Origin of the sequence: Nonomuraea gerenzanensis (assembly GCF_020215645.1) — a bacterium.
GTDB lineage: Bacteria > Actinomycetota > Actinomycetes > Streptosporangiales > Streptosporangiaceae > Nonomuraea > Nonomuraea gerenzanensis.
This window is the reverse complement of sequence record NZ_CP084058.1, coordinates 817,860-844,789: the sequence shown is the minus strand read 5'-3', so window position 1 is coordinate 844,789 and position 26,930 is coordinate 817,860. Positions and strand designations below refer to the sequence as shown.

Annotated in this window: 28 protein-coding genes and 2 pseudogenes; 11 read left to right on the top strand and 19 right to left on the bottom strand. The window is 70.7% G+C overall.

What is annotated here, in order from left to right:
* Positions 1 to 43 precede the first annotated feature (43 nt).
* Complete coding sequence (locus LCN96_RS04340; protein WP_225271290.1) at positions 44 to 928, top strand: NAD(P)-dependent oxidoreductase; 885 nt, start codon at positions 44 to 46, stop codon at positions 926 to 928.
* A gap of 9 nt (positions 929 to 937) precedes the next feature.
* Here LCN96_RS04340 and LCN96_RS04335 read toward each other — a convergent pair whose 3' ends face one another.
* From LCN96_RS04335 to LCN96_RS04325, 3 genes are all read right to left on the bottom strand, one after another.
* Positions 938 to 1,717 carry an alpha/beta fold hydrolase gene (locus LCN96_RS04335; protein ID WP_225271289.1) on the bottom strand — a complete coding sequence of 260 codons (780 nt, stop codon included), beginning with the start codon at positions 1,715 to 1,717 and terminating at the stop codon, positions 938 to 940.
* Entirely contained in the window at positions 1,714 to 3,936 is a 2,223-nt protein-coding gene (locus LCN96_RS04330) for an ATP-binding SpoIIE family protein phosphatase (RefSeq protein ID WP_225271288.1), read from the bottom strand. The genes LCN96_RS04335 and LCN96_RS04330 overlap by 4 nt, the downstream gene beginning before the upstream one ends.
* A 123-nt stretch (positions 3,937 to 4,059) precedes the next feature.
* Positions 4,060 to 4,764: a metal-dependent transcriptional regulator gene (locus LCN96_RS04325; RefSeq protein ID WP_225271287.1), complete on the bottom strand. Its 705-nt coding sequence runs from the start codon at positions 4,762 to 4,764 to the stop codon at positions 4,060 to 4,062.
* Positions 4,765 to 4,861: 97 nt separating this feature from the next.
* Here LCN96_RS04325 and LCN96_RS04320 point away from each other — a divergent pair, with 97 nt between their 5' ends.
* Positions 4,862 to 5,479 carry a UdgX family uracil-DNA binding protein gene (locus LCN96_RS04320; protein WP_225271286.1) on the top strand — a complete coding sequence of 206 codons (618 nt, stop codon included), beginning with the start codon at positions 4,862 to 4,864 and terminating at the stop codon, positions 5,477 to 5,479.
* A 75-nt stretch (positions 5,480 to 5,554) separates the two neighbouring features.
* On the opposite strand, the gene LCN96_RS04315 is transcribed toward LCN96_RS04320, so the two are convergent.
* A complete protein-coding gene (locus LCN96_RS04315; protein ID WP_225271285.1) occupies positions 5,555 to 6,829 on the bottom strand; it encodes an MFS transporter in 1,275 nt (424 codons plus the stop codon).
* Positions 6,830 to 6,839: 10 nt separating this feature from the next.
* On the bottom strand, positions 6,840 to 7,493 hold the full coding sequence (gene pdxH, locus LCN96_RS04310) for a pyridoxamine 5'-phosphate oxidase (protein ID WP_225271284.1): 654 nt from the start codon (positions 7,491 to 7,493) through the stop codon (positions 6,840 to 6,842).
* Between the two features lie 182 nt (positions 7,494 to 7,675).
* Between pdxH and LCN96_RS04305 the strand changes: the two genes are divergently transcribed.
* The 3 genes and pseudogenes from LCN96_RS04305 to LCN96_RS04295 all read left to right on the top strand — a co-directional run bounded on the left by LCN96_RS04305 (position 7,676) and on the right by LCN96_RS04295 (position 10,574).
* Positions 7,676 to 8,782 (top strand): citrate synthase 2, encoded by a 1,107-nt coding sequence (locus LCN96_RS04305; protein ID WP_225271283.1) that lies wholly within the window; start codon positions 7,676 to 7,678, stop codon positions 8,780 to 8,782.
* A gap of 229 nt (positions 8,783 to 9,011) precedes the next feature.
* Positions 9,012 to 9,104 (top strand): annotated as a pseudogene (locus LCN96_RS57335) (twin-arginine translocation signal domain-containing protein); the annotation flags it as partial.
* 126 nt (positions 9,105 to 9,230) lie between these two features.
* Positions 9,231 to 10,574: a peroxidase family protein gene (locus LCN96_RS04295; RefSeq protein WP_225275919.1), complete on the top strand. Its 1,344-nt coding sequence runs from the start codon at positions 9,231 to 9,233 to the stop codon at positions 10,572 to 10,574.
* Here LCN96_RS04295 and LCN96_RS04290 read toward each other — a convergent pair.
* Positions 10,534 to 11,421: a helix-turn-helix domain-containing protein gene (locus LCN96_RS04290; RefSeq protein ID WP_225271282.1), complete on the bottom strand. Its 888-nt coding sequence runs from the start codon at positions 11,419 to 11,421 to the stop codon at positions 10,534 to 10,536. The two genes, LCN96_RS04295 and LCN96_RS04290, sit on opposite strands and share 41 nt — an antisense overlap.
* A gap of 164 nt (positions 11,422 to 11,585) precedes the next feature.
* Between LCN96_RS04290 and serC the strand changes: the two genes are divergently transcribed.
* Together serC and LCN96_RS04280 are read left to right on the top strand one after the other, a co-directional pair.
* Positions 11,586 to 12,695, top strand: a complete 1,110-nt coding sequence (serC, locus tag LCN96_RS04285; RefSeq protein WP_225271281.1) for a phosphoserine transaminase — start codon at positions 11,586 to 11,588, stop codon at positions 12,693 to 12,695.
* Between the two features lie 99 nt (positions 12,696 to 12,794).
* On the top strand, positions 12,795 to 13,379 hold the full coding sequence (locus LCN96_RS04280) for a TIGR00645 family protein (RefSeq protein WP_225271280.1): 585 nt from the start codon (positions 12,795 to 12,797) through the stop codon (positions 13,377 to 13,379).
* On the opposite strand, the gene LCN96_RS04275 is transcribed toward LCN96_RS04280, so the two are convergent.
* The 10 genes from LCN96_RS04275 to LCN96_RS04230 form a co-directional block, all read right to left on the bottom strand.
* Complete coding sequence (locus LCN96_RS04275) at positions 13,376 to 14,749, bottom strand: SRPBCC family protein (protein WP_225271279.1); 1,374 nt, start codon at positions 14,747 to 14,749, stop codon at positions 13,376 to 13,378. The genes LCN96_RS04280 and LCN96_RS04275 overlap by 4 nt on opposite strands.
* Positions 14,742 to 15,353: a hypothetical protein gene (locus tag LCN96_RS04270; RefSeq protein ID WP_225271278.1), complete on the bottom strand. Its 612-nt coding sequence runs from the start codon at positions 15,351 to 15,353 to the stop codon at positions 14,742 to 14,744. Before LCN96_RS04270 ends, LCN96_RS04275 begins: the two co-directional genes overlap by 8 nt.
* A gap of 92 nt (positions 15,354 to 15,445) precedes the next feature.
* On the bottom strand, positions 15,446 to 16,084 hold the full coding sequence (locus LCN96_RS04265; RefSeq protein WP_225271277.1) for a rhomboid family intramembrane serine protease: 639 nt from the start codon (positions 16,082 to 16,084) through the stop codon (positions 15,446 to 15,448).
* A gap of 106 nt (positions 16,085 to 16,190) precedes the next feature.
* Positions 16,191 to 16,955 (bottom strand): crotonase/enoyl-CoA hydratase family protein, encoded by a 765-nt coding sequence (locus LCN96_RS04260; RefSeq protein WP_225271276.1) that lies wholly within the window; start codon positions 16,953 to 16,955, stop codon positions 16,191 to 16,193.
* Positions 16,956 to 16,965: 10 nt separating this feature from the next.
* Positions 16,966 to 17,739, bottom strand: coding sequence for an SDR family NAD(P)-dependent oxidoreductase (locus LCN96_RS04255; protein ID WP_225271275.1), 774 nt, complete (start codon positions 17,737 to 17,739; stop codon positions 16,966 to 16,968).
* Positions 17,740 to 17,787: 48 nt separating this feature from the next.
* Complete coding sequence (locus LCN96_RS04250; protein WP_225271274.1) at positions 17,788 to 18,126, bottom strand: STAS domain-containing protein; 339 nt, start codon at positions 18,124 to 18,126, stop codon at positions 17,788 to 17,790.
* A 185-nt stretch (positions 18,127 to 18,311) separates the two neighbouring features.
* The gene (locus LCN96_RS04245) at positions 18,312 to 19,049 is read right to left on the bottom strand and encodes an energy-coupling factor ABC transporter ATP-binding protein (RefSeq protein ID WP_404823939.1); all 738 of its coding nucleotides are present in this window, start codon (positions 19,047 to 19,049) and stop codon (positions 18,312 to 18,314) included.
* Positions 19,043 to 19,798, bottom strand: a complete 756-nt coding sequence (gene cbiQ / locus LCN96_RS04240) for a cobalt ECF transporter T component CbiQ (RefSeq protein ID WP_225271272.1) — start codon at positions 19,796 to 19,798, stop codon at positions 19,043 to 19,045. The genes LCN96_RS04245 and cbiQ overlap by 7 nt, the downstream gene beginning before the upstream one ends.
* Positions 19,799 to 19,801: 3 nt before the next feature.
* Positions 19,802 to 20,833, bottom strand: a complete 1,032-nt coding sequence (locus LCN96_RS04235; protein ID WP_225271271.1) for an energy-coupling factor ABC transporter permease — start codon at positions 20,831 to 20,833, stop codon at positions 19,802 to 19,804.
* A gap of 75 nt (positions 20,834 to 20,908) precedes the next feature.
* Positions 20,909 to 22,750: a glycosyltransferase family 2 protein gene (locus LCN96_RS04230; protein WP_225271270.1), complete on the bottom strand. Its 1,842-nt coding sequence runs from the start codon at positions 22,748 to 22,750 to the stop codon at positions 20,909 to 20,911.
* A gap of 290 nt (positions 22,751 to 23,040) precedes the next feature.
* On the opposite strand from LCN96_RS04230, the gene LCN96_RS04225 reads away from it, so the two are divergent.
* Positions 23,041 to 23,400 carry a hypothetical protein gene (locus LCN96_RS04225; protein WP_225271269.1) on the top strand — a complete coding sequence of 120 codons (360 nt, stop codon included), beginning with the start codon at positions 23,041 to 23,043 and terminating at the stop codon, positions 23,398 to 23,400.
* Positions 23,401 to 23,418: 18 nt separating this feature from the next.
* Complete coding sequence (locus tag LCN96_RS57330) at positions 23,419 to 23,784, top strand: ClpX C4-type zinc finger protein (protein WP_311132209.1); 366 nt, start codon at positions 23,419 to 23,421, stop codon at positions 23,782 to 23,784.
* A 232-nt stretch (positions 23,785 to 24,016) separates the two neighbouring features.
* Here the strand turns inward: LCN96_RS57330 and LCN96_RS57325 are convergent.
* Together LCN96_RS57325 and LCN96_RS04210 are read right to left on the bottom strand one after the other, a co-directional pair.
* A pseudogene (locus LCN96_RS57325) lies at positions 24,017 to 24,106 on the bottom strand (hypothetical protein); the annotation flags it as partial.
* A 63-nt stretch (positions 24,107 to 24,169) separates the two neighbouring features.
* The gene (locus tag LCN96_RS04210) at positions 24,170 to 24,412 is read right to left on the bottom strand and encodes a hypothetical protein (RefSeq protein WP_225271268.1); all 243 of its coding nucleotides are present in this window, start codon (positions 24,410 to 24,412) and stop codon (positions 24,170 to 24,172) included.
* A gap of 99 nt (positions 24,413 to 24,511) precedes the next feature.
* Here LCN96_RS04210 and LCN96_RS04205 point away from each other — a divergent pair, with 99 nt between their 5' ends.
* Complete coding sequence (locus tag LCN96_RS04205) at positions 24,512 to 25,459, top strand: D-2-hydroxyacid dehydrogenase family protein (protein WP_225271267.1); 948 nt, start codon at positions 24,512 to 24,514, stop codon at positions 25,457 to 25,459.
* Positions 25,460 to 25,474: 15 nt separating this feature from the next.
* Here LCN96_RS04205 and LCN96_RS04200 read toward each other — a convergent pair whose 3' ends face one another.
* Complete coding sequence (locus tag LCN96_RS04200; protein ID WP_225271266.1) at positions 25,475 to 26,044, bottom strand: CGNR zinc finger domain-containing protein; 570 nt, start codon at positions 26,042 to 26,044, stop codon at positions 25,475 to 25,477.
* Positions 26,045 to 26,115: 71 nt separating this feature from the next.
* Here LCN96_RS04200 and LCN96_RS04195 point away from each other — a divergent pair, with 71 nt between their 5' ends.
* Positions 26,116 to 26,874 (top strand): class I SAM-dependent methyltransferase, encoded by a 759-nt coding sequence (locus tag LCN96_RS04195; RefSeq protein ID WP_225271265.1) that lies wholly within the window; start codon positions 26,116 to 26,118, stop codon positions 26,872 to 26,874.
* The last annotated feature ends 56 nt before the right edge of the window (positions 26,875 to 26,930 follow it).

The following is a 26,930-nucleotide window of genomic DNA, read 5'->3' as shown; positions in this document are numbered from 1 at the left end:
TCCACTTGACCTTCAGACCGATCTCAACGTTGACGATGCTGCCATGAACGACAGAAGCACCACACCTGTGACGGTCATCGGGCTCGGGCTGATGGGCCAGGCACTCGCCGGCGCCTTCCTCAAGGCCGGGCACCCCACGACCGTCTGGAACCGTACGGCGGCCAAGGCCGACCCGTTGGTGGCCGGGGGCGCGCGGCTGGCGGCGACGGCCGGCGAGGCGCTGCGGGCGAGCCCTTTGACGATCATCTGTGTCACCGACTACGAGGCCGTGCGCGAGCTGCTGAACGGGAGCGACGGCACGCTGGCGGGCATCACGCTGGTCAACCTGACCTCGGGCACCTCGGCGCAGGCCAGGGAGGCCGCTGAGTGGGCCGGCCGGCGCGGGGCCCGTTACCTGGACGGGGCGATCATGGCCATCCCGCAGACCATCGGGACCGCCGAGGCGGTGATCCTGCACAGCGGGCCGCGCGCGGACTTCGAGGCGCACGAGCGGGCGCTGGGCGTGCTGGGCACCGTCAACCACCTCGGCGCGGACGTGGGGCTGGCGTCCCTGTACGACGCGGCAGGGCTGACCATGATGTGGAGCATCCTGAACGCCTGGCTCCAGGGCACCGCGATGCTCGGGGCGGCCGGGGTCGACGCGGCGACGTTCGCGCCGTTCGCGCAGGAGATCGCCACCGGGGTGGCGGGGTGGCTGCCCGGGTACGCCGAGCAGGTGGACAGCGGCTCCTTCCCCGCCGAGGTGTCCGCTCTGGAGACGGACGTGCGGGCGATGGCGCACCTGGTCGAGGAGAGCGAGGCGGCCGGGGTGAACGCCGAGTGGCCGAAGCTGATCAAGGCGATGGCCGACCGGGCGATCGCGGCGGGGCACGGTGGGGAGCAGTACCCGGTCCTGATCGAGGAGTTCCGCACCCCGCGCAACGGCTGACCCGCGACCTCACGCCGATTCCAGGATGACCCGGGCCACCAGCTCGGGGTCATCGCTCATCGGTACGTGCCCGCAGCCCTTCATCAGCTTGACCCGCTGCCCCGACCACCGCGCCGCGCGCACGGCCTGGCGGCGCGGCAGCAGCCGGTCGTGCTCGCCCCACGCGATCGTGAAGGGCACCTTGGCCGGCGCGGGCGGCATCAGCCCGCCGAACGACTCCAGTGTCTCCTCGAAGCCGGGCGCGCTGCCCAGCGCCTGGGTGGCGGCCATCAGGGCGGTCGGGTCGAGCCTGGCGGGGTGGGCGACGAGGAGCCCGGCCGCCGCCGTACGCAGGTAGCGGTTCTCCAGCCGTTCCAAGGGCATGGAGCGGGCGGTGGCGCGCATGACGCGCAGCATCGCCTGGCAGTAGAGCAGCTCGGCGCGGGACCAGAAGGCGACAGGAGAGAGCGCGACCGCCGAGCGGACGACGCCGCGCGAGGCCAGCTCCAGCGCGATGTAACCACCCAGGGAGTTGCCCGCCACGGCGGGCTCGCGGATGCCGAGCCGGGCGCAGAACGACTCGACCGCGTCGGCCAGCGACTCGGCGGTGTACGGGATGCCCGGCGGCAGCTCGGGCGAGACCCCGAAGCCGGGCAGATCCACCGCGATCACCGTGTGCCGGGCGGCGAGCCGGTCGAGGACCGGCAGCCAGCCCTGCCAGTGGTGGCCGATGCCGTGGACGAGGATCAGCGGCGTGCCGGTGCCCCGGCGCTCGAAGGCCAGCTCCATGGCCGCCAGTGAATCACTCACCTGCCACGGGTGGGAATCTCGAACCAGACGGCTTTGCCTTCCCTGGTGGGCCGCGAGCCCCAGCGCCTGGCGAGCTGGTCGACCAGGTAGAGGCCGCGCCCGCCCTCGTCGTTCTCGCCGGCGCTGCGGATGCGGGGCAGGCGCAGGTCCTGGTCGAAGACCTCGACCCAGACCGCCTCCTCGCCCCTGCGCAGCCGCAGCGTGAACTCCTTGTCGCCGACCACTTCGTCCTCGAAGCCCGGCATGTCCCAGGACTCCTCGAACGGCAGCGGCGGGCCCTCCACGACCAGCTCCCTGCGCGGCACCCCGGCGGTGGCGGCGTGCAGCACCACGTTGGTCACGACCTCGGAGACCAGCAGGCAGGCCAGCTCGGCGCGCTCCTCGGGCACGTTCCAGCTCGCGAACGCCTCGGCGGCCATCCGGCGCGCCTCGCCGACCATGATGGGCTGGGCGGGGAACGTGCGGGACTCCACGTCGAGGTCCACGTCGCTGGAGCGGACCACGAGGATGGCCATGTCGTCGTCGATCTCGCCGGGCACCGCGACGGTGGCGGCGTCGGCGATGCGCTCGACCTCGGCGTCGGACATCTTGGCGAGCTTCTCGCAGAGCACGCCCAGCGTCTCGGCCTCGCTCGGCATCCGGCCGTCGCGGCCGGGACGCCGGTCGACCAGGCCGTCGGTGTAGAGGAGCAGCGCCGCGCCCGGCGGCAGCGTGCGGGTCTCCTCCTTGTAGACCAGGTCGGCGTGCAGGCCCTTGGCGCGCACCCCGAGCGGCTGGCCGACCTCCTCGATGTCGAGCTCGACGCACTGCCCGTCGACCAGCAGCAGCGGCGCGGCGTGGCCGGCGTTGGCGAAGGAGAGCTGCCGCGACCAGGCGTCGTAGACGAGGTACTGGCAGGTCACGATGGGCGGGACGCTGACGTCGGTGCCGTTGTCGTCCTGCTCGGGGGTGGCGATGATGCGGGTCCACTCGTCGAGCCTGGCCAGGATGTCGGCCGGGGACTTGTCGTCCTGGGCGAAGGCCCGCAGCGCCGCCCTGAGCTGGCCCATGATGGCGGCGGCCTTGGCGCCCCTGCCCTCGACGTCGCCGATCACGATGCCGACACGGCCGGCGGACAGCGGGATGACGTCGTACCAGTCGCCGCCGACCTGGGTCTGGATGCCCTGCCCGTGGGAGGCGAGCGGGGCGGCCGGGTAGTAGCGCACGGCGATCTGCAGGCCGTCGAGCTGCGGCAGCGCCCGGGGCAGCAGGTACTTCTGGAACGACTCCGCCGTGTGGCGCTCCTCCTCGAACAGCAGCGCGTTGTCGATCGCCAGCGCGACCCGGGTGGCGATGGCGCCGACGAAGTCGCGGTCGAAGGCGTCATAGTGCGGGCTGCGGCGGTCGGTGAGGTTGGACAGCCCGAGGTACATCAGGCCGAGCGTCTCCCCCCGCACCAGCAGCGGCGCCACGATGGCGGAGGTCATGCCGATCTCACCGCACAGGCGCGCGCTGTTCTCGTGGGGGGCGGGGCTGCGGTTGGTGGCGAAGTCCTCGACCAGGATGGTCTCCTGGCGGCGCAGCGCGGTGTCGGCGTAGTGGCCGGCGGGGTAGCGGATCTCCGCGCCCACCGGCTTCCATGTTCCCGACGGGGGCGTCCACCCCTGTACGTGCTGAGAGACCCTGCGGACGAGCCTGTCGCCCTCCATCAGCTCGATGAAGCAGTGGTCGGCGAACTGGGGGACGAGCATCTCCGCGACGCGCTTGAGCGTCTCCTCGACGTACAGGGAGCCCGCCAGCCGCTCGCCGATGCGCTCCAGCAGCCCGAAGCGGTCCTTCTCGCGCTCGTTGCTGCGCAGCGCCTCGCGCGCCATGATGACGATCCCCGTCACCGCGCCCGACGCGGGGCGCAACGGCACGGCCTGCGCGCGGACGTAGACGATCGTGCCGTCGCCGCGCCTGACGTCGAACGTGCCTTCCCACACGCCGCCCTTGAGCACGTGCTTGGCGAGCTCGATCGCCATCGGGTGGTCCTTCTCCATGATCCCGAGGGACAGGACGGACGTGTCACGCGAAGGCGACTTACCCTGCCGGCCGAACAGTTTCTCGGCGAATGGATTCCAATAGAGGAGATTGCTGAAACGGTCGGTGACGACCACGGCCATTTCGGCGTGGTCGAGCACGGACCCGGCAGCAAGGTGATCAGCCGCTTCTTGTGACAGATCCCCCCATCGCTTCATCCGGAGACCACTCCTCGGGGTGGCGTGTATGCAAAGCGGACCACGAGCGCTCCTGCAACAGTCTTGGCCAGGGGAGAGTGGAGGGCCTCCCAGGAGGGATTCAACCAAGTAGCTGCGCGCGCGTCAGCGCTTGGAGACAAAAACGTGCGCGGCGACATCGCGCGGAAGCTCCGCGGGAGTATCCTTCGCGTCACCGTCACCTGTCACCCGTACACCGTCGTCGCTCGCCGCGAGCGTCACCTCGCGTCCGGGTTGTATCCCAACTTGCTTGAGTTTAAGCATCACAGCGGGATCGCTTTGCACTTGTTCGCTAATTCGACGCACGACTACGGGTGTGTCGCGTGTGCCGGCCAGGTCGCACATCGTCGTCAGCACGTCGTCGTCGCTCTCGACCGGCTCTCTGGCGCCCAGCTCGGCCAGCCCAGGGATGGGATTGCCGTGCGGGCACACCGTCGGGTTGTCCAGCAACGTCACCAGCCGTGACTCCACGGACTCCGACATCACGTGCTCCCAGCGGCACGCCTCGATGTGCACCTCTTCCCACGGAAGCCCGATGACCTGCGTGAGCAGGCATTCGGCGAGGCGGTGCTTGCGCATCACCCGCGTGGCGAGCGTGCGGCCCAGCTCCGTCATCGACAGGTGGCGGTCACCCTCGACCCGGACCAGCCCGTCGCGCTCCATGCGGGCCACGGTCTGGCTGACAGTGGGGCCGCTCTGCTGAAGGCGCTCGGCGATGCGGGCGCGCAGCGGGACGATGCCCTCTTCTTCAAGCTCATAGATGGTACGGAGATACATCTCCGTGGTGTCGATCAAGCCGTGTGCGGTCAAGGCTCCTCCCAAGTGAATGGTACGCCGGTCGTGGGACTGAGCCCGTCCGCTGCGGGCACTTGAGTCACAGGGAACCCTATTGGGAGAACGACCGACCATGGTTAAGGACGGCAACAATGGGGCGGCCGAGTTCCTTCCCGACCGTCTCGATCTTGACGCGCTGCGGCGTGCCGCGGCCGGCTGCGAGGGCTGTGACCTGTACAGGAACGCCACGCAGACGGTGTTCGGCGAGGGGCCGCGGCAGGCCAGGTTCATGCTCGTCGGCGAGCAGCCGGGCGATCAGGAGGATCGGCAGGGGCATCCGTTCGTCGGCCCTGCGGGGCGCATTCTGGACAGAGGGTTGCAAGAGGCGGGGATCGAGCGTGAGGACGTCTACCTCACCAACGCCGTCAAGCACTTCTCTTTCACGCCACGGGGTAAAAGACGGATTCATCAGAAACCCACGGCCGCGGAGATCGGCGCCTGCCAGCCGTGGCTGAACGCGGAGCTGGCCGTGGTGCGGCCCGAGGTGGTCGTGGTGCTCGGCGCGACGGCGGCGCGGTCGCTGCTGGGGCGCGCGTTCAAGGTGACGCAGCACCGCGGTGAGGCGGTGCCGCTCGGCGAGGCGCTGGCGGTGGCGACCATCCATCCCTCCGCGGTGCTGCGGGCGCCCGACAGGGACGCGGCGTACGCGGGCTTCCTGGCCGACCTCCAGGCGGCTGCGCGGGTCGCCTGAGCGTCAGGTCTCCAGGCGGCGGCGCGGGTCGCCTGAGCGTCAGGTCTCCAGGCGGCGGCGCGGGTCGTCTGAGCGTCAGCCGGGCGGCTTGCCCTTGGACGGCAGCTCGGCGGTCGCGCCGGCCCGGTAGTTACGGAAGCCCGCCACCGACAGCCCGACGACCAGCACGGTGACGGCGCACGCCAGACCGCCGCCCACCCACGCCCCGGTCAGCCCGAAGGCCGTGGCGGTGGCGCCGGCCCGCAGGTCGCCCAGGCGCGGCCCGCCCGCCACGACCACCATGAACGCCCCCTGCAGCCGCCCCCGCATCTCGTCGGGCGCGTAGAGCTGCAGGATCGACTGCCGCCACACCGAGGAGATCACGTCGGCCACCCCGCCGACGGCCATGAACAGCACCAGCAGCCGCAGGTCGTGGACGAGCCCGGCGGCGGCCACGGCCAGCCCCCACACGGCGATGACGATCGACAGCGCCACCCCCTGCCGCTTGACCCGCCCCACCCAGCCGGAGAACAGCGCGCCGGTCACGGAGCCGATGGCCATGGCCGAGTTCATCCAGCCCAGCGCGATCAGGTCACCGCCGAAGCGCTCGGCGGTCAGCTCGGGGAAGAGCGCCCGCGGCATGGCGAACACCATCGCGATGATGTCCACGACGAACGACATCAGCAGCACCGGGGTCCTCACGATGAAGCTGAGCCCGTCCAGGACGGCCCTGGCCCCCGGACGTTGCACCTCGCCCAGCGGAGGCAGTGAGGGCAGCCTGAGCGCCGCGTAGAGGTTCGCGGTGAACAGGACGGCGTCCACCGCGTACGCCCACGCGTAGCCGCCGGTCGACATCGCCACCCCGCCGATCATCGGCCCGAGGACCGCGCCCATGCTGTAGACGAGCGAGTTGAGCGCGTTCGCCGCCGGCACCAGCTCCGCGTCGAGGATCCGGGGGATGATCGCGCCCCTGGTCGGCCCGGTGATGGCGAAGCCGGTGGAGTTCAGCGCGACCGCGAGGAAGATCAGGTAGACGTTGTTCAGCCCGAGCAGCGCCTGGATCAGGATGAACAGCGTGGCGGCCCAGGCGATCAGGCAGCCGACGATGAGCAGCTTGCGCCGGTCCACGGCGTCGGCGACGGCGCCGCCCCACAGGCCGAAGACGATCAGCGGGATCAGGTTGGCGATGCCGATCAGGCCCACGTAGAAGGACGACTGCGTGATCTCGAAGACCTGCTGCCCGACCGCCACGACGGTCACGCCGACGCCGATGTGCGACACGGCCTGGCCCAGCCAGATCCGCCGGTACGCGGGAACGCCCAGCGGCCGGGTGTCTACGAGATGACGCTTGACCAGAACCCCGAATGCCACTTAACGAACATTAAGGGGCAAGTCTCTCCAGAACCCACCCGGGTCGCGTCCGCCTGTAACGCAGCCGGTCGTGCATCCGATCGAGCTGGCCCTGCCAGAACTCCACCTCGACCGGATGGACCCGGAACCCGCCCCAGAACTCCGGCACAGGCGGATCTTCCGGCCATCGGGCTGCTATCTCCTCATATCTGGCGTCCAGCTCCTCCCTGGAACGCACGACCGCCGACTGACGCGACGCCCAGGCGCCGACGCGCGAGCCGTACGGGCGCGAGTCGAAGTACTCGGCCGTCTCCGCGTGGGAGATCCTCGTCACAGTGCCCTCGACGCGCACCTGACGGCGCATCGGGTGCCAGGGGAACAGCAGCGAGGCACGCGGGTTCTCGCCCAGGTCGCGGCCCTTGCGCGACTCGTAGTTGGTGTAGAAGACGAATCCGCGTTCGTCGTAGCCCTTGAGCAGGACCGTTCTGGCGCTGGGCCGGCCGCCGGCCGACGCGGTGGCCAGGACCATGGCGTTGGGTTCCGGGAGGCCGGCGTCGAGCGCGTCCTGGAACCAGGTGGTGAACTGCGCGATGGGGTCGGACGCGAGGTCTGATTCGAGCAACGGCTCGCCCTCGTACGTACGGCGAAGCCCCGCCAGCGTGGGCGGGCGCGGGGTGGCATCCACGAGACGATATTCTTGCGCGCTTGCGTGGCGGATCCCATGCACCCCTCTCCACCAGCGGGTTTGGCCTTACGGCGGGTCCCAAGACCGAGCATGAGCTGGAAGGGGGTTAAATTGACCCGCCGGTATCTCGACATCAAGGCATCGCGTTGCCGAAACATGGCAAGAAAGGGAGGCGGCCGAGCATGTCCGACTTCAAACCCGGGCTCGAAGGCGTCGTAGCTTTCGAGACCGAGATCGCGGAACCGGACAAAGAAGGGGGCGCCCTTCGATACCGGGGCGTCGACATCGAAGAGCTGGTCGGCCGTGTCCCTTTCGGGCACGTTTGGGGCCTGCTGGTCGACAATCAGTTCCAGCCGGGCCTGCCCCCGGCGGAGCCGTACCCCATTCCTGTCCACTCCGGTGACATCCGTGTAGACGTGCAGAGCGCGCTGGCGATGCTGGCCCCTGCCTACGGCTTCAAGCCCCTGCTCGACATCAGCGACGAGGAGGCCCGCGACCAGCTCGCCCGCGCCTCCGTCATGGCCCTGTCGTTCGTGGCGCAGTCCGCGCGCGGCCTCGGCCTGCCGATGGTGCCGCAGAGCAAGGTCGACGAGGCCAAGACCATCGTCGAACGCTTCATGATCCGCTGGCGCGGTGAGCCTGATCCCAAGCACGTCAAGGCCATCGACGCCTACTGGACCTCCGCCGCCGAGCACGGCATGAACGCCTCGACGTTCACCGCCCGCGTCATCGCCTCCACCGGCGCCGACGTGGCCGCCGCGCTCTCCGGTGCCGTCGGCGCCATGTCCGGCCCGCTGCACGGCGGCGCGCCCGCGCGCGTCCTGCACATGATCGAGGGCGTCGAGCAGCTCGGCGACGCCAAGAAGTACGTCCAGAGCGAGCTCGACAAGGGCAACCGGCTCATGGGCTTCGGCCACCGCGTCTACCGCGCCGAGGACCCGCGCGCCCGCGTGCTGCGCCGCACGGCCAAGGAGCTCGACGCGCCCCGTTACGAGGTCGCGGCGGCGCTGGAGAAGGCCGCGCTGGAGGAGCTGCACGCCCGCAAGCCGGACCGCGTGCTGGCCACGAACGTGGAGTACTGGGCCGCCGTGGTGCTGGACTTCGCCGAGGTGCCCTCCCACATGTTCACCTCGATGTTCACCTGCGCCCGCACGGCCGGCTGGGCCGCGCACATCCTGGAGCAGAAGCGCACGGGCAGGCTGGTCCGCCCGAGCGCCATCTACACCGGCCCCACCTCGCGCCCACTCAGCGAGCTGGACGGCGCCGACGAGGTCGTCGGCAAGTACTGATCCCGTGTTGCGGCTACCGCGCGGCGCCGACTCCGATCCGGAAGGGCCGTGGCGGTAGCCGTTTCGCGTTCCCGGGGACGAAAGACCCTAGGGGAAAGTGGTTCCTTGACCCGTTCCAGTCAAGGGCTCAGCCTTACGGCAGATACCCCCCCAGGCCTCCCACGAGCAGGTGTATGACGGCTGCGCACGCCTGCCCTCCTCCGGTGCGAGGTCAGTAAGGAGGCACGTCATGGCCACGGACGAGCCCACATCAGGTTTAACCAGGCGCGGCTTCCTCACCGGCGTAGGAGCCGGAGCCGCCGCCCTGACGCTCACCCCCGCAGAGGCCCTCGCGAAGGTCGTCACCGCCCGCGCGGGCGGCCTGGCCACCTCCCCCGACCGGTTCGGGCGGGTCTTCAACCTGGCCCCGTTCGCCGACCTCAACGTCCCCAGCCTGAGGACGGCGCTGATGGAGATGGGCCGCGCCGGCGGCCTGGTCGACGCCAGGGACCCGCTGCAGGAAGGACCCATCCGGCTGATCACCAACCCCGAGCTCAGCCCGAACAACCTCGACAACACCACCCACACGGCCGGCACGACGTTCTTCGGTCAGTTCATCGACCACGACATGACCTTCGACCAGGACTCCCCCCTGGGCGTGCCGACCGCGCCCGAGCAGTCGCCCAACCTCAGGACGCCCGGCTTCGACCTCGACACCGTCTACGCCCGCGGCCCCGCCTCCGACCCGCAGTTCTACGACCCGGCGGACGGCGCCAAGCTCCGCGTGGAGAGCGGCGGCCGGTTCGAGGACGTGCCGCGCAGGCCGAACCGTACGGCGATCATCCCCGATCCACGCAACGACGAGAACCTCATCATCAGCGGCCTGCACGCCGCGTTCCTGCGCTTCCACAACCGGGTCGTGGACCACCTGCGGGCCGCGGGCCAGCAGGGCAACGTGTTCGAGGCCGCCAGGCAGCAGGTCAGGTGGCACTATCAGTGGCTGGTGCTGCGGGAGTTCCTGCCGCAGATCATCGGCCAGAACGTCGTCAGCGACATCCTCACGAACGGGCGGCGCTTCTACCGGCCGGTGGCCGGGCAGCAGTTCATCCCCGTCGAGTTCCAGGGCGCGGCCTACCGGTTCGGGCACAGCATGGTACGGCCGTCGTACCGGGCGAACCTGGCGGGCAACCCCGACGGCACGGCGTTCTTCGGCTTCATCTTCGACCCCGCGGGCCAGGGCCAGGCCGACCCGGTGGACCTGCGCGGCGGGGCCAGGGCGCCCAGGCGCTTCATCGGCTGGCAGACGTTCTTCGACTTCGGCGACGGCGAGGTGCGGCCGAACAAGCGCATCGACACCAAGCTGTCCACGCCGCTGTTCAACCTGCCGCTGGCCGCGATCCCGTCCGCGGACCCGCCGACCTCGCTGGCGCAGCGCAACCTGCTGCGGCACATCACCTGGTCGATGCCGTCCGGGCAGAACATCGCGCGCGCCATCGGCGTGCAGTCGCTGGAGGCGCAGCACTTCCCCGAGCTGCAGGCGATCGGGCACGGGCTGCCCGCCAGCACCCCGCTGTGGTACTACGTGCTCAAGGAGGCCGAGGTCCTGGCCGGCGGGCTCAGGCTGGCCGGGGTGGGCGCGCGGATCGTCGGCGAGGTCTTCGTCGGCCTGCTGCAGCTCGACCCGTCCTCGTTCCTGCGCACGAACCCGTCCTGGCGCCCCACGCTGCCGCGGCGCTCCGGCCCGGCGGGTGACTTCAGGATGGTGGACCTGCTCACCTTCGCCCGGGTCGATCCGTCGAGCCGAGGCCAGTGATCCTGCGCCGGGGCCGCCCGCCCGGCGGCCCCGGCGGCAGCAGCCCCACGCGGTAGGCGTTGGTCAGCGCCTCGGACCGGTTGCGGGCTCCCAGCTTCACGAACAGCCTGGCCCTGGTGCTCTCCACGGTCTTGCCCGCGATGCCGAGCAGGCGCGCTGTCTGCTTGATGCTGTCGCCGCGCGCGATCGAGGCCAGCACCTCGGCCTCGCGCTCGGTGAGCCGCGGCGCCGGGCCGAGCCGCTGCACCATGCCCGCGCCCAGCACCAGGTACTCCCGCGCGACCAGGTCCAGCACCGCGCACAGGTGGTCCGGCACGTCCTCCAGCCACAACACCGCGGACGCGCCCCGCGCCACGGCGTCGGTCACCATGCACGGCCCCGGCGGCGCGGACGGCACGGCGACCGTGCGCGCCCCGAGCCGCCCGGGCAGCGCCCAGTCGGCCGTCACGGGGTCCACCAGCACCGCCGTGAGCCGGCTGGCCTGGAACTCCTCGTCGTACGGCAGCGGCCCGCGCACGGCCGCCAGCGCCCGCCCCGCCCCGATCACCGCCCGCGTCACCACCTCGCCGGCGATCGGGCACCTGGCGTGCACGACGACCAGCTCCCTGCCCCGCTCCCGCGCCACGGACGGCGGGCCGGCGGGCTCCAGCAGGCCGAGCCCGCGGAAGACGGCCTGTCCCTGGCCCGCCACCCCGAGCTTGCGGTAGATGCGCCGCCGGTGGTTCTCCACCGCGCACCGGGAGAGCCGCAGCAGGTCCGCGATCTCCTGGGCACTGTGGCCTGAACCGGTCAGGGAGAGGATCTCCAGCTCTCTGGCGGTAAGGACGTCCGCGTCTTCCATGGCCATCAACGCCTCTTGCGGCTTGCCTGGAAAGTGGGATTTCCTGAGCCTTCAGTCAAGTCTCCGGTCAGGCAGGGGACGCTGACCTCGCGCGTGCGCTGAAACTTTCACCGGTCTCAAAGTCCGGACCGGGTGCCAGCCATTCCCCGCAGGTCGGTAGGCTCCGTTACGTGGCTGACATCGTTATTCCCGCTGACATCAAGCCCGCCGACGGCCGCTTCGGCTGCGGGCCCTCGAAGGTTCGCACCGAGCAACTGGCCGCGCTCGCCGCCTCCGGCGCGAGCCTCATGGGCACCTCGCACCGCCAGAAGCCGGTCAAGAACCTGGTCGGCCGCGTGCGCTCCGGTCTGGCCGACCTGTTCTCGCTGCCTGAGGGCTACCAGGTCGTGCTGGGCAACGGCGGCACCACCGCGTTCTGGGACATCGCCGCCTTCGGGCTCATCCGCGAGAAGTCCCAGCACCTGTCGTTCGGCGAGTTCTCCTCGAAGTTCGCCGCGGTCACCAAGAAGGCGCCCTGGCTGGGCGAGCCGAGCGTCATCAAGTCCGAGGTGGGCACCTACCCCGAGGCCGTGGCCGAGGACGGCGTCGACGCCTACGCGCTCACCCACAACGAGACCTCGACCGGCGTGGCCATGCCGATCAAGCGGGTCGGCTCCGACGACTCGCTGGTGCTCGTGGACGCCACCTCCGGCGCCGGCGGCCTGCCCGTCGACCTCGCCGAGACCGACGTCTACTACTTCGCGCCGCAGAAGAGCTTCGCCTCCGACGGCGGCCTGTGGATCGCGATCATGTCGCCGCGCGCCCTGGCCAGGGTCGAGGAGATCGCCGCGAGCGGCCGGTTCGTGCCCGAGTTCTTCAGCCTGCCGGTCGCGATCGACAACTCCGCCAAGGACCAGACCTACAACACCCCGGCGGTCGCCACGCTGTTCCTGCTGGCCGACCAGCTCGACTGGATGAACGGCAACGGCGGCCTGGCCTGGACCACCGCCCGCACGGCCGAGTCCAGCCAGCGCCTCTACACCTGGGCGGAGAAGTCGGCCTACGCCACGCCGTTCGCCGCTCCCGAGTTCCGCTCCCAGGTGGTCGGCACGATCGACTTCGCCGACTCCGTCGACGCCGCGGCCGTGGCCAAGGTGCTGCGCGCCAACGGCATCGTCGACACCGAGCCCTACCGCAAGCTGGGCCGCAACCAGCTGCGCATCGCGATGTTCCCGGCCATCGACCCGGCCGACATCGAGGCCCTGACGACCTGCGTCGACTACGTGGTCGAGCGCCTCTAGTCAGCCCCGGCGCGCCACGCGAACCCCGGCCAGCACCGGCTACCCCGCCGGTGCTGGCCGCCGTGCTTCCCCCTCCGGTTCGACACGTAGGAAACCTTCTTGCCCCCCAAGCCCGCATTCGGCCCGGGAACCGCCCGGCCGAAGAGCCTCGGTTACCTGATGTTCGCCAGCCGCTGGCTCCAGGTGCCGCTCTACCTGGGGCTCATCGTGGCCCAGGCCGTGTACGTGTACCAGTTCGCCCTGGAGCTGTGGCACCTCATCGAGACCGTGTTCCTGCACGGGGACGCCCCGGTCGCCGGGGCTCCCTCGCGCGAGGTCGTGGTCATGCTCACGGTGCTGGCGCTCATCGACGTGGTGATGATCTCGAACCTGCTGATCATGGTGATCATCGGGGGCTACGAGACGTTCGTCTCGCGCATCGACCTCAACGACCATCCCGACGAGCCCGAGTGGCTCTCCCACGTCAACGCGAACGTGCTGAAGGTCAAGCTGGCCACGGCCATCATCGGGATCTCGTCGGTGCACCTGCTGCAGACGTTCATCCGGGCCTCGACGACGCCGAACGACAAGATCATGTGGCAGACGCTGATGCATCTGGCGTTCGTGGTCTCGGCTGTCGGGCTCGCGTACATCGACCGGCTGCTGTCCACATCGCCGGCCGAGCACACGCGGTCCCACCTCTAGCGGGTCCTGGAGCGGGGGGCGGGCTCCTCCTCGTCCTCGCCCTCCTCCTCAGGCTCCTCTTCCTCCTCGTCCTCCTCGGGCTCCTCGTCCTCTTCCTCGTACTCGTCCTCCTCGCCTTCGGGCTCCTCGCCTTCCTCTTCCTCCTCCTCGGGCTCTTCCTCCTCGTAGTCCTCTTCTTCCTGGGGCTCCTCCTCCTCGGCGGCCTGCTCCTCCTCCAGCGCCGTCTCGTGGTCCTTGACCACCTCGCCGTCGCGGATCTCGCCGCGCCAGCCGTCACCCACGTCGTCGGGGTGCAGGAGGAGGTGCGCCATCACGTGCCGCCTGAAGTGCTTGAGCTCCAGGCGGGCGCGGCGGCCCTGGGCGCGCCAGATGTTGCCGGTACGCTCGAACAGGCCCTGCGGGTGGTACTCCAGCACCACCAGGATGCGGGTGAGGTCGTCGGTGAGCTCGTGGAAGGTCACCGCGCCGTCCACGAACCCCTTGGGGCCCTCCGACCGCCAGATGATGCGCTGGTCGGGGATCTGCTCGACGATGTGCGCCTTCCAGTTCCTGTGTGACCAGAAGACCTGGGCCTTCCACATGGAGTCCTGGTCGGACTCCCGCTTGACGTTCTCGACCTTCTTCATGAAGGACGGGAAGTCCTCGAACTTGGTCCACTGGTTGTAGACCAGGCGGCGGGGCGCGCCGACGTCGATCGACTCGATGATGTTGGTGATCTTCCGGTTGCCCTTGTCGCCCTTGCCGGTGAGCTTCTGCATCAGGCCCTTGAGCCCGCCTTTGAGGCCGCCCTTCAGGCCGCCTGTCAGGCCGCCCGTGAGGCCGCCCTTGATCGCGCCGCCCACCAGGCCGCTGCCGGGGCTGTCACCGCCGGAGCCGGTCACCGCGCCGAGGAGGCTGGAGCCCTTGCCCCCGGCGTAGTCGGACAGGCGGCCGGTCAGCCCTTCGAGCTTGTCCTCCGCGCGGGCCAGCACCCGGCCTGCCGCGGCGTGCAGCAGGTTCTGCGCCTCCTGCTTGAGGCGGTCCGTGGGCAGGTTCTTGACGATCTCGTGCCCGGCCTCCTTCGCCACGCCGGCCACCGCCCGCGTGGTGCCCTTCGCGGCACCGGCCAGCCCGCCGGCGGCCCCCTTCGCCGCGCCCAGCACGCCACCACCGGTGTCCTTCCCGGCATCGTTCGTGCCCTTTGCCGGGCTCTCCGGCCGCTCGTCCGGGTCGCTCGCCCCACGGTCCGGCTGGTCCGGCTGGTCCTCCGTGCTCCTCGCCGCGGCGGCCAGGCGCCGGCCCGCGCCCGCGGACCTTTTGGCGCTCCCCGTCCCGGCCCGGCCGGCCGCCCTGGCCGCCCTTCTGGCTCGCCCGACTTCTGACTCAGCCATGGCTGCTCCCCCTCACAGGCCGGCGGGTCCGTCGCAGCATGCGGGGCCGCCGCTGGGTCCTCTCGCTCTCCTCCGGCTCCCGGGCCTCCGCTTCCGGCTCCTCGCCGTGGTCCTCGCCGTAGTCCTCGGGCTCGTCCTCGCCGGTGTCCTGACGCTCGGACTCGTCGGCGTCCTCGGACTCGCCGGTGTTCTGGGACTTGCCCGTGTTCTGGGACTCGCCGGTGTCGTCGGACTCGTCCCGCGACTGCGCCTGGTCCGCGTCGCCACCGGGCTCCTGCCCCGGCGACCGCAGCGACTCCGCGCGCTCGTGCAGCTTGTCGCTCAGGGAGTCGATCTGCCTGCCGGCCGCGGCCACCGCCGCCGCCTTGCCGACCTGGAGCAGATCGCCACGCAGGCGGTCCACGATCGGCGCCACGTCCGCGGAGGAGGTGAGGCTCTTGATCCCCTGCGACAGCAGGCCACCGCCGCCGCCCCCGCCCTTGCCACCGCGGGCGCGCCCGGCCATCCCGGCCGCGGCCAGTGCCGCGGCCATGCGCAGCTTACGGCGCCGGCCGAGGAAGTACCCCGCGAGCAGGGCAAAGGCAATGCGCAACTTGTTCGACATGGTCAGCGCTCCCGTCCTTCAGCAGCTCTGACCGACGCCTGCCCCCGTACGGGCTAAGGTCCCGAGATGGGGAGAAACATGAACAATTCTTGTCAGAACGAGTACGGGTTCGCGGGCGCCACCTCACGCCGCTTGCGCCGCAGCACCCACGCGGCCACCACGCCGCCGATGAGCCCGAACAGGTGCCCCTGCCAGGAGATGCCCTCCTGGTTCGGCAGCAGCCCCGCCAGGATCCCCCAGTACGCGATGCCCACGCCGATGCCGATGACGATGTCGAGGAGCCTGCGGTCGAACAGGCCGCGCGCCAGGATGTAGCCGAAGTAGCCGAACACCAGCCCGCTCGCCCCGATCGTCAGCACCATGGGGCTGGTCACCCAGGTGCCCAGGCCGCCGATGAAGACGATCAGCACGGTGGCCCAGAGGAACTTGCGCACGTCACGCAGCCCGGCCAGGAAGCCCAGCACCAGCAGCGGCACCGAGTTGGCCATCAGGTGGCCGAAGCCGCCGTGCAGGAAGGGCGCGAAGAGGATGCCCACCAGGCCGTCAGGGTCCCAGCCGACGATGCCGAACTGGTAGTCGAGCGCGCCGCCGACGAAGAAGTCGACCCCCTCGACCACCCACATGACCGCGACCATGCCGACCACGATGATCAGCGCGCTGAGAGCGCCGGAGAGGAGCGCTCCGGCACCGCGCCTGGCGGACTCGAACCTGGAACCCGAATAGTCGCTCATGCGCTCTCCCGGTAACTTGTCTCCTCTTTCTTTACCGTATCCAGGCAGAGCTATGCGCGCGCTAAAGGAGACCCCTCCCGTTCCTTGGCGGACGGGAGGGGACCGGTCATTCGCCCTTCCACCGGGGCGCGCGCTTCTCGGCGAAAGCGGCGGCGCCCTCCATGGCGTCCTTCGAGCCGAAGACCGGGTTGATGATCGCACCCTGCTTCTCGAACATCTCCTCCAGCGACCAGTCCTGGGACTCGATGACGACCTTCTTGGTCGCGGCGAGTGCCAGCGGGGCGTTGGCGGCGATCTTCTTGGCCAGCTCCAGCGCGCCCTCCAGGGCCGCGCCCGGCTCGGTGATCCGGTTGACCAGGCCGAGCTCGTACAGGCGGGCGGCCTCGTAGTGGTCGCCGGTCAGGGCCATCTCCATGGCCACGTGGTACGGGATCCGCCGCGGCAGCCGCATGATCCCGCCCGCGCCCGCCACCAGCCCGCGCTTGGGCTCCGGCAGGCCGAACTTCGAGGCGGAGGAGGCCACGATGACGTCACAGGCCAGCGCCAGCTCGAACCCGCCCGCCAGCGCGTACCCCTCGACGGCGGCCACCAGCGGCTTCTTCGGCGGCGCCTCGGTCAGCCCGCCGAACCCGCGGCCCTCGACGACGGGGAAGTCGCCGGACAGGAACCCCTTGAGGTCCATGCCGGCGGAGAACGTGCCGCCGGCGCCGGTCAGGACGTAAGCGGAGATGTCAGGACGGGCGTCCAGCGCGTCCAGCGCCTCGGCGACGCCCCTCGCCACCGCGCCGTTGATGGCGTTGCGCGCCTGGGGGCGGTTGATGGTGAGGATCGCCACATTGCCGGACTCCTCGACGAGCACTTCGTCAGACACGGGACCTGCCTTACTTGGGCTGGAAGCGGATGCCGCCGTCGAAGCGGATGACTTCTGCGTTCATGTAGTCGTTCGCGACGAGCGAGCTGACCAGGTGGGCGAACTCGTCGGCCCGGCCCATGCGCTTGGGGAAGACCACCGGCGCCACCAGCTTGGCCTTGAACTCCTCGGAGTTGGGGGAGAAGCCGTAGATGGGGGTGTCGATGATGCCGGGGCAGATCGTGTTCACCCGTACGCCGATGGCGGCCAGGTCGCGGGCGGCCGGCACGGTCATGCCCACGATGCCGCCCTTGGAGGCCGAGTACGCGAGCTGGCCCGTCTGCCCCTCCAGGGCCGCCACGGACGCGGTGTTGATCACCACGCCGCGCTGCCCGTCGGCGTCGGCCGGCTCGGTCTTGGCGATGGCGGCCGCGCCGATGCGCATGAGGTTGAACGTGCCGATCAGGTTGACCTCGATGACCTTGCGGTAGGAGGCCGGGTTGTGCGGGTTGCCGTCGCGGTTGACCGTGCGCTCGGCCCAGCCGATGCCGGCGCTGTTGACCACCACGCGCAGCGGCTTGCCGGTGGCCACGGCGGCGTCCACGGCCGCCTGCACCTGCTGGTCGTCGGAGACGTCCGTCTTGGCGAAGACGCCGCCGATCTCGTCGGCGACGGCCTTGCCGCGCTCCTCGTTGAGGTCGGCGATGACCACGGTGGCGCCGAGGCGGGCCAGCTCGCGGGCCGTGGCCTCACCGAGGCCGCTGGCGCCGCCGGAGATGATTGCTGCAGATCCGTTCACGTCCATAGACCGGACCCTAACCCGGAAACCGAATGAAGTTCTACTCGGGGGTGGTTAAAGTTCGCCCACGGCGGTGTCGACGTCGGAGTACACCTTGATCCGGCGGTCCAGCCCCGTCGTGCGCAGGATGCGCGCCACCGGCGCCTGGGGCGCCGCCAGGGACACGCCGCCACCCTCGCCCGTCGCCAGCCGCCAGGCCTCGATCAGCACCGACAGGCCGCTGGAGTCCATGAAGGACAGCTGCTGCAGATCGAGCACGAGGCGGGCGCTGTCCTGCTTGATGGCGTCACGCACCTCGTCGCGCAGGAACGGCGCGGTGAACAGGTCAAGCTCCCCCTCGACGGCCACCACCACGGCGTCGCCCAGGGCGTGTCGCGCAAGCCGCAGCTTCATGGGCCCCTCCTCGATGAGCCACTGTACTTCGACATCCCCGGATACCGGGCATGCACAAACTACGAAAAGTCGGATGCAGGAGGACAAGGCTGGCCTAAACGCATACCAAACGCCCCGTCAAGAACCATGCTCCGGGTTTCTACCCATCTCGCCGTCCATGCCCATGCTTGGGAGGCCAGCTTGCCTCAGATGGCGGGAATCGCGAACCCGTACGGGAGCTCCAGGCGATGCCGGGCCAGCAGATCGGTGTCGGCGAGCAGCTCGCGGGTGGGCCCGTCGGCGGCGATCACGCCGCCGGACAGGATCAGCGAGCGCTCGCACAGTTCCAGCGCGTACGGCAGATCGTGCGTGACCATGAGCACCGTCACGTCGAGGGAGCGCAGGATCTCGGCCAGCTCCCGGCGGGCGGCAGGGTCGAGGTTGGACGACGGCTCGTCGAGCACCAGGATCTCCGGCGCCATGGCCAGCACCGTCGCCACCGCCACCCGGCGCCGCTGGCCGAACGACAGGTGGTGCGGCGGCCGGTCGGCGGCCTCCAGCATGCCCACCCGCTCCAGCGCGCCGGTGACCACCCGGTCCAGCTCCGCGCCGCGCAGGCCCGCGTTGGCCGGGCCGAACGCCACGTCGTCGCGGACCGTGGGCATGAAGAGCTGGTCGTCGGGGTCCTGGAAGACCAGGCCGACGCGCTGCCTGACCTCCTTCAGCGTGCCCTTGCCGACCGGCGTGCCTGCCACGGTGACACTCCCGTGCCCGGCGGTCAGAATGCCGTTGAGATGCATCACCAGGGTGGTCTTGCCCGCGCCGTTCGGGCCGAGCAGGGCCACGCGCTCGCCGCGGCCGATCGTCAGGTCCACCCCGAACAGGGCCTGCGTGCCGTCCGGATAGGCGTAGGCGAGCTGCCGGACTTCGAGAGAGTTCACCACGTCAGACCCCAGACGGCGAGCGCGAGAGCGGGCAGGGCGAGTGCGGTGCCCCAGTGGGCGGCGGACGCCGGCAGCTCCTGGACGACCGGCAGCCGGCCGGTGTAGCCGCGGCTGAGCATGGCCAGATGCACGCGTTCACCCCGTTCGTACGAGCGGATGAACAGCGCCCCCGCCGAGCGCGCGATCACCGGGACGTGCCGGAGGTTGCGGGCCTCGAACCCGCGCGACTCCCTGGCCACCCGCATCCGCCGCATCTCGTCCACGATCACGTCCATGTACCTGAGCATGAACATGGCGATCTGCACCAGCAGGCTCGGCAGCCGCAGCCGCTGCGCCCCCAGGAGGATGGCGCGCGGCTGCGTGGTGGCCGCCAGCAGGATGGACGCCACCACGCCGAGCGAGGCCTTGGCCAGGATGTTCCAGGCCGCCCAGAGGCCGGGCACGCTCAGCGAGAGCCCCAGCACCTCGGTCCGCTCCCCCAGCCCGACGACCGGGATGAGGAAGGCGAACAGCACGAACGGCACCTCGATCGCCATGCGCCGCAGCACGTAGGTCACGGGCACCCTGGCCGCCACCGCCACGCAGCCCAGCAGGACGGCGTAGGCGGCGAACGCCCAGAAACGCTCGCGCGGCGTCGCCACCACCACGAGCGCGAAGGCGAGCACCGCCAGCAGCTTGCACTGCGCGGGCAACCGGTGCACGACCGAGTCGCCCGGCAGGTAGAGCCGGTGATGGTGCCCAGCGCTCACGTGTCACACCCTGGTCTCGTCCGTGGTCCTGCCCGTGTCGGCGGTCCGGTGCCGGCCGCGCGCGGCGAAGGCCACCGCCCCGGCGATGAGCAGCACCAGCCCGACGCCGAGGACCCCGGCCACGCCGACGGGGATCCCGCCCACCTCACCGTAGTCGGCCAGCGCCCATCCGCCGAACAGGTGGTCGGCCGCCTGGTCCAGGAAGCCCTTGTTCTCGGCCACGGCCTCCAGCCCGTCGGGCGAGGAGGAGGCGAAGAAGGAGACGACCCCGGCCAGCACCAGCGTCAGGCCGACGCCGCCGAGCAGGAACGGCTTGAGCGGGCGCCGCTCGGTGACCGGCTCCCTCCCGGCCACCGTGGTCGTCGTGCCGCCCGCACCGCGCAGCTCCAGCGGCTTGGCCAGGCCGCGGGCGCCGTACACGAGGTCGGGGCGGACGGCCAGGACCGCGCCGACCGTCACCGCCGTGATCAGGGCCTCACCGATGCCGATCAGCAGGTGCACGCCGCCCATCGCGACGGCCACCGTGCCGACCTCGATCGGGGCGGTGCCGCCGATCCAGAACAGCAGCGTGAACACCAGCGCGGAGGCCGGCACCGAGATCAGCGCGGCCAGGAACGCCGCCACCACGACCTTCCCCCTGGCCAGCGCGGTGACCAGCCGGAAGACGCCCCAGCCGGCGAGCACCGTGACGATGCCCATGATCGTGACGTTGACGCCGAGCGCCGTCAGCCCGCCGTCGGCGAAGAAGACGCCCTGCACCAGCAGCACCACGGTCATGCACAGCACGCCTGTGTAGGGGCCGACGAGTATCGCGGCCAGCGCGCCGCCCAGCAGGTGGCCGCTGGTGCCGGCGGCGACGGGGAAGTTGAGCATCTGCACGGCGAAGATGAACGCCGCCACGAGCCCGGCCATGGGCGCGGTGCGGTCGTCGAGCTCACGCCGTGCCCCTCGCAGGCAGACGGCGACGCCGGCGGCCGCGACGACCCCGGCCGAGACGGATGTCGCTGCGTTGAAGAAGCCATCGGGTACGTGCACGGCTGCCTCCAGGAAGAGGACGGGACAAACGGTCCTACTTTAGGACATCGTCTTGCAGCTGCACATAGATGGCAATTACCGCAGAATTCTTTTGACCAGGCTCTCCGCCGTCAGCCGCCGCACCACCGCGCTCAGCCGCCCCTTGCCCGAGGTCGCGTACGGCCGCACGCTCCTCAGCAACGTGGTCCCCCACCAGCGGCGCGGCCCCGCCACCGTGTCCGTCTCGATCCTGAACCGCGCGGGCGGCCCGCCCAGATCCAGCTCCAGGTAGGCGTCCCAGGTGCCGGCCGCCAGCTTGCCCACGGCGGGCCTGGCCGCGAAGCCGCCACCGGGCAGCGCCATCACGGGCTCGGCGCGCTCGCGCCCGCTGCGCCGCTCGCGCCACACGAGCTGCTTGACCGCCGAGGTCGCCGGGGTGGTGCCCACCACGGTGACCTCGCCGTCCATCAGCAGCCGGTGCCCGAGCGCCCAGCGCATCCTGATCAGCCGCACCATGCCGGGCACCGCGACCACGTGGCCGCCCATGTCGATGCTCAGATTCCCGTTGTCCCTGGTGAAGTAGGGCAGCGCCACGACGCCGCCGATCAGCCGGGGCTGCGGCCTGCCGATGCCGCTGTCGCGGTCGGCGCCGAGCCTGCCGAGCCGGATCACGCCCTCGATCTCGACCGCGACGCGCAGGTCCCAGATGCCGGAGTCGAGCGCGCCGACGTCCACCCTGGCGGTGAACTCGCCGCCCTGCTGCTCCGCCTGCACCACCAGCTCCCTGGCCGGGTCGTGCCTGGAGCGCAGCACCACGGCCAGGCCGTCGTCCCTGGTGATGCCGTCGAGCCTGGCGGCGCCGGTCACCACCAGGTGCTCGCCCTCCCAGCGCAGCCCGGTCAGCCGGCGCCGCACGGTGGCGCTCTCGATGCGGGCCAGGCGCACGAGGCGGTCGAGGTCGTCCAGGGCGCCGGCCCGCTGCCTGTCGATGGTGTTGAGCCGCTCGTGCACGCCTGGGGTGTACCACTCCTCGCACAGGGCGGCGACCTCCCGCGCGATGTCCTTGCGCCGCACGTCGTCGCTCTCCAGGAACACCGCCCCGAGCTGGGTGAACACGTCGAGCCTGAAGTGCCTGCGCAGCAGGTGGTCGCGCAGCGGGCCGGGCTCGACGTGCCGGGCCATCAGCCGGATGGGCTCGCGGATCATGGCCAGCCAGGCCAGCGGGTCCCTGCTGCCGGGCTGCTGCATGATGCTGCTGCCGTCGGGCCGGGAGACGAGGTGGTAGCAGTCGTGGTCGGCCACCACCGAGATCGCCCTGGCGTGGCAGTAGGCGTGCACGGTGAACAGGATGTCCTCCCCCACCAGCATGCCCTCGCCGAACCGGATGCGATGGCGGACCAGCAGCTCCCGCCTGAACAGCTTGAAGCAGCTCAGGCTGTTGTAGACGTTGCTGTCGCCGAGCTCCACCCGGTCGGCCCCGCGCGCGAACATCGACGCGGGCGCCCGCCTGCCGTGGCCCACGATCTTGCCGAGGACGATGTCGGTGTCGTTGCGGTCGGCCACCGCGACCATGCGTTCGAGCGCCTCGGGGCCGAGGTAGTCGTCGGCGTCGCAGAAGAAGACGTAGCGCCCGCTGGCGTGCTCGATGCCGACGTTGCGGGGCCGCCCGGCGCCGCCGCTGGCCTCGATGTGCACCACCTTGACGCTGCCCGGGTGGTAGGCGGCGTAGAGGTCGAGGAGCTCTCCGCTGCCGTCGGTGGAGCCGTCGTCCACGACGACGAGCTCCTTCTTCACCCGCTGGACGAGCGCCGAGGTGAGGCACCGGTCGAGGAAGGCCCGGCAGTTGTGAACGGGGATGACCACGCTCACGTCTAGCCCGTCGTCATCGGCTCCTGCCTCCTGCATGGCCACCACTTCACCGTCACCTCGCGTTGTCATCCCGTCTCAGTATGTGACGGCGCGGGTGCCCGCGGAGGCGGATCGGGCGTCTTCTCCTCTCCCGTTTTCAGCACAACGGAGTTTCACGGCATTCCACCGATAACCAGCGGGATCTCCGCCAAGTACCGCATTGAACGAGCACCGAATGGCGTTCAGGGATGAGGATTTCCCCCCCGGGAGCTGTTTTTTCCCCGCCGGGTTCATTAAGCCCCCACCGGCGATCGCCGGTGATCCCGGCGCGGGAGTCGCGCGTCTACAGTTAGGCAACCTTGACCGGGAGGTGGCGGGAAATGGGATCTGATCTCCGCAGCGGAACGGCCGACGGCTCGGCCGTGCACACTGCTGAGTTCATCGTCTCCTCGGCGCGACTGACGGAGCTGCACGAGTGCTCCGCGGTGCTGCGCCGCACGAGAGCGCGGGCCGAAGAGATCGTGGACGAGGCGCGCGCACTGCTGGCCGAGGCCGAGCGACACGGTGAGACGGAGCGTGCCTGCCTGCTGCGCGGCCAGCTCGAACAGGCACGCGAGAGGTACGGGCAGGTGCTCAGCGCGTACCTGTTGTTGTCCCGCAGGATCAACGAGGAGCGGCAGGACATCCTGCGAGCGCAGATGGACCGGGATCGGCTCGCAGGCTTGTCAGGAGTCGCCTGACGGCACTATCGTCAGGTCATGCCTGACTGGAAAGAGAACCTCCATTGCTCCTTCTGTCATAAGAAGAGCACAGACGTGAACAAGCTCATTGCCGGGCCGGGCGTACACATTTGTGACGAATGTGTAGGGCTGTGCGGCGAAATCCTGGAACAGGAGCGACTTGCCGCTTCCACCGAGCCCCGGCTGCCCGCCTGGGAATCGATGTCAGAAGAGCAAATACTCGACCATCTCCCGAAAATCGCCGCCGTACAGGCACAGGTGGACGACAATCTGCGCGACTGGGTGGCACACGTCCGCTCCCGGGACGTGAGCTGGGAGCGCATCGGCGCCGCCCTCGGCATGACCCGGCAGTCCGCGTGGGAACGTTTCAGAAGCGAAACCTGAGACGTTGTGAACCTCTGTGGCCTATGGGGCGTCCTAAACTTCAGGGAGGCCCGATCATGCACGTCCTGGACGGCGTCGCGCCCGATCTCGCCGAGCTCCGGCTGGAGCTGATCCTGATCGAGGCGCTGCACGAAGAGGCGGAGCGGCTGGCCGCCGACTGAACGGGCTCCAGCTCCCCGGGGCACACCGGGGAGCTGGAGCAGGGGGTTGGCCCCCATCCGAGCTGGCCCCTGATGGCGCCGGCCGGGAACCTCTTGTCGTGCACGTTGACGTAGTACCGGTGCGGCCACTTCACGATGCCGCGCAGCTCCCTGAAGGTGAGCGTGGTGGCGGCGTTCCTGGCGTTCTGGTGCCGGACGGCCTTGACGCAGCCGCGCGCGCAGCCCTAGCACAGCCGTCCGCGGCTCCCCTCGCAGGCGAACGTGCCGAAGCCGTTGCGGTCGCCCGGCCCCGGCACCTCCTGACCGCCGGTCATCCTGACACGCTCCGCGCTGGAGGCGGCGTCGGCCGAGGCGGGGAGCGCGACCAGGGTGGTGAGGGTGGCAACGGTGGCCAGGGTTGCCGCTGCCAGCTGTCTGCGCAGGGGATGAGTTCCTCTCCCATCGGACTTCAGGACACTCTTCGCCACGGTTGCGAAGGACGGGCGGTTCGCGCGGTAAGGGGAAAACCTCCCTCGGGTAAGAGGGCTTTCTGGATGCCCGCGGCCCCGGGCGTAAGATCCGGAGTCATGCTGCGATGCGCCGTGCTGGACGACTATCAGGACGTGGCCCTCGGTCTGGCCGACTGGTCGAGGGTGCGGGTGGAGAGCTTCCGCGAGCACTTCGGCCGCCAGGACGACCTCGTGGCCGCGATCCGCGACTGCGAGATCGTGGTCGCCATGCGGGAGCGCACGCCGTTCCCCGCCGAGCTGTTCGACCGGCTGCCCGAGCTGCGCCTGCTCGTCACCACCGGCATGCGCAACGCCTCCATCGACCTGGCGGCGGCGCGGGAGCACGGCGTCACGGTCTGCGGCACCGGCAGCATCTCCACCCCGCCCGTCGAGCTGACCTGGGCGCTCATCCTCGGCCTGACCCGCCACCTGGTGCCCGAGTCGAACGCCATGCGGGCCGGCGGGCCGTGGCAGCACACGATCGGCACCGACCTGCACGGCCGCACGCTCGGGCTGATCGGCCTGGGCAAGATCGGCTCGGGGGTGGCGGCGGTCGGGCGGGCGTTCGGCATGGACGTCGTTGCCTGGAGCGCGAACCTCACCGAGGAGCGGGCCGCCGCCTGCGGCGCGCGCCTGGCCCCCGACCTCGACGCGCTGCTGTCCGCCTCCGACGTCGTCTCCGTGCACGTCGTGCTCGGCGACCGGACGCGGGGGCTCGTGGGCAAGAGGGAGCTGGCGCTGATGAAGCCGACGGCGTACCTGATCAACACGGCCCGCGCGGCGATCGTCGACCAGGACGCGCTGGCCGCGGCGCTGCGGGCGGGGCGGATCGCGGGGGCCGGGCTGGACGTGTTCGGCCTGGAGCCGCTGCCCGAGGGGCACGAGTTCCGCACGCTGCCGAACGTGCTGGCCACGCCGCACCTCGGGTACGTGACGGAGCTGAACTACGGCACGTACTTCCGCGAGGCCGTCGAGGACATCGACGCCTTCATCGACGGCTCCCCCATCCGCGTGTTGTCACCCTGAGCTGGCCCGCTGCGGTCACTCCGACCTCGTCCGCGCCCTGAAGGCGGCCGTCTTGACCCGGCTCTGGCAGGCCGTGGAGCAGAACCGGCGGGTGCCGTTGCGCGAGACGTCCACGTAGACGCGGTCGCAGTGCGGCGCCGTGCACACCCCCAGGCGGTCGTGGAACTCGCTGCCCAGCACGATCGCCAGCCCCGTGGCGCAGCTCGCCGCCCAGTCGCCGGACATCGTGCCGCCCCGGCCGTGGAAGTGCAGGTGCCAGGGCTCGCCGTCGTGCCGTTCGAGCATCGGCCTGGCGTGCGTCTCCTCCAGCAGCGCGTTCACCTGCGTCGCCGCGCTGTCGATGGCGCCGGCCGCGACCGCGGTGAAGACCGCGCGCAGCCGGGCGGCGACCTGCGCCAGCTCGGCGCCCTCCGCCTCGGTGACCTCGCGGTAGGAGGGGTAGACGGCGCGCAGGCCCGCGGTGGCGGCGGCGCCCGCGCCGGCCGGCATCGGGAAGGGCCGCCCGCGCCGCTCGCCCGGGGTCAGCTCGTTGACGAGTGACACCGCCACCCTGACCACCAGATCCGTGTGACTGTTGTAGTCCAATTGACCGGTTACACCTTCATGTTCTACGTTGTGACTGCCCAAATCATAGATGACAGTTACAGGGGGCGCTCATGCTCACTCACGAGGCCGCGCAGGCGTGGATCGCGCGCTGGGACCGCCAGCAGGAGGGTTACCTGCCCGATCGGGAGGCCAGATTCACGGCGCTGATCGACGCGGTGCAGGCGCTGGGGCGGCCCGACCCCGTGGTGGTCGATCTCGGCAGCGGCCCCGGGTCGTTGTCCGCCCGGCTGCTGGAGCGGCTGCCCGGAGCGACGGTGATCCCGGTGGACGCCGACCCGCTGCTGCTCGGGCTGGGGCGGGCGGCCTACCCGGAGCTGCCGTTCGTCTCGGCGGATCTGCGTACGAGCGGATGGACCGGCCTGCTCGGCCTGGACGGCAGGCAGGTGGACGCCGCGGTCAGCACCACGGCGCTGCACTGGATCTCGGGCCCCGAGCTGAAGGGCGTGTACGCCGAGCTGGCCACCGTGCTGCGCCCGGGCGGGCTGCTGCTCAACGGCGACCACATGGACACCGAGGACACCACGCCCGCCCTGTCGCGGCTGGAGCACGAGGTGCACCGGCTGGAGACCGAGCGGGTGTTCGGCGCGAACCCGCCGGAGGACTGGCGGGCCTGGTGGGACGCGGTCGAGGCCGACCCCGACCTCGCCGAGCTGAACGCGGCCCGCACGACGGCCGGCGCCGCCCACCGCGGCTCGGAGTCGCACCTGCTCTCGCACCACGTGACGGCGCTGCGCGAGGCCGGCTTCACCGAGATCGGCACGCTCTGGCAGCGGGGCAACAACCGCCTGCTGTGCGCCGTACGGGGCTGAGCCCCCGCGCGGGTTCTGGCCCCGCTCTTCACGCCACCGGCGTCGGGCGCGACAAT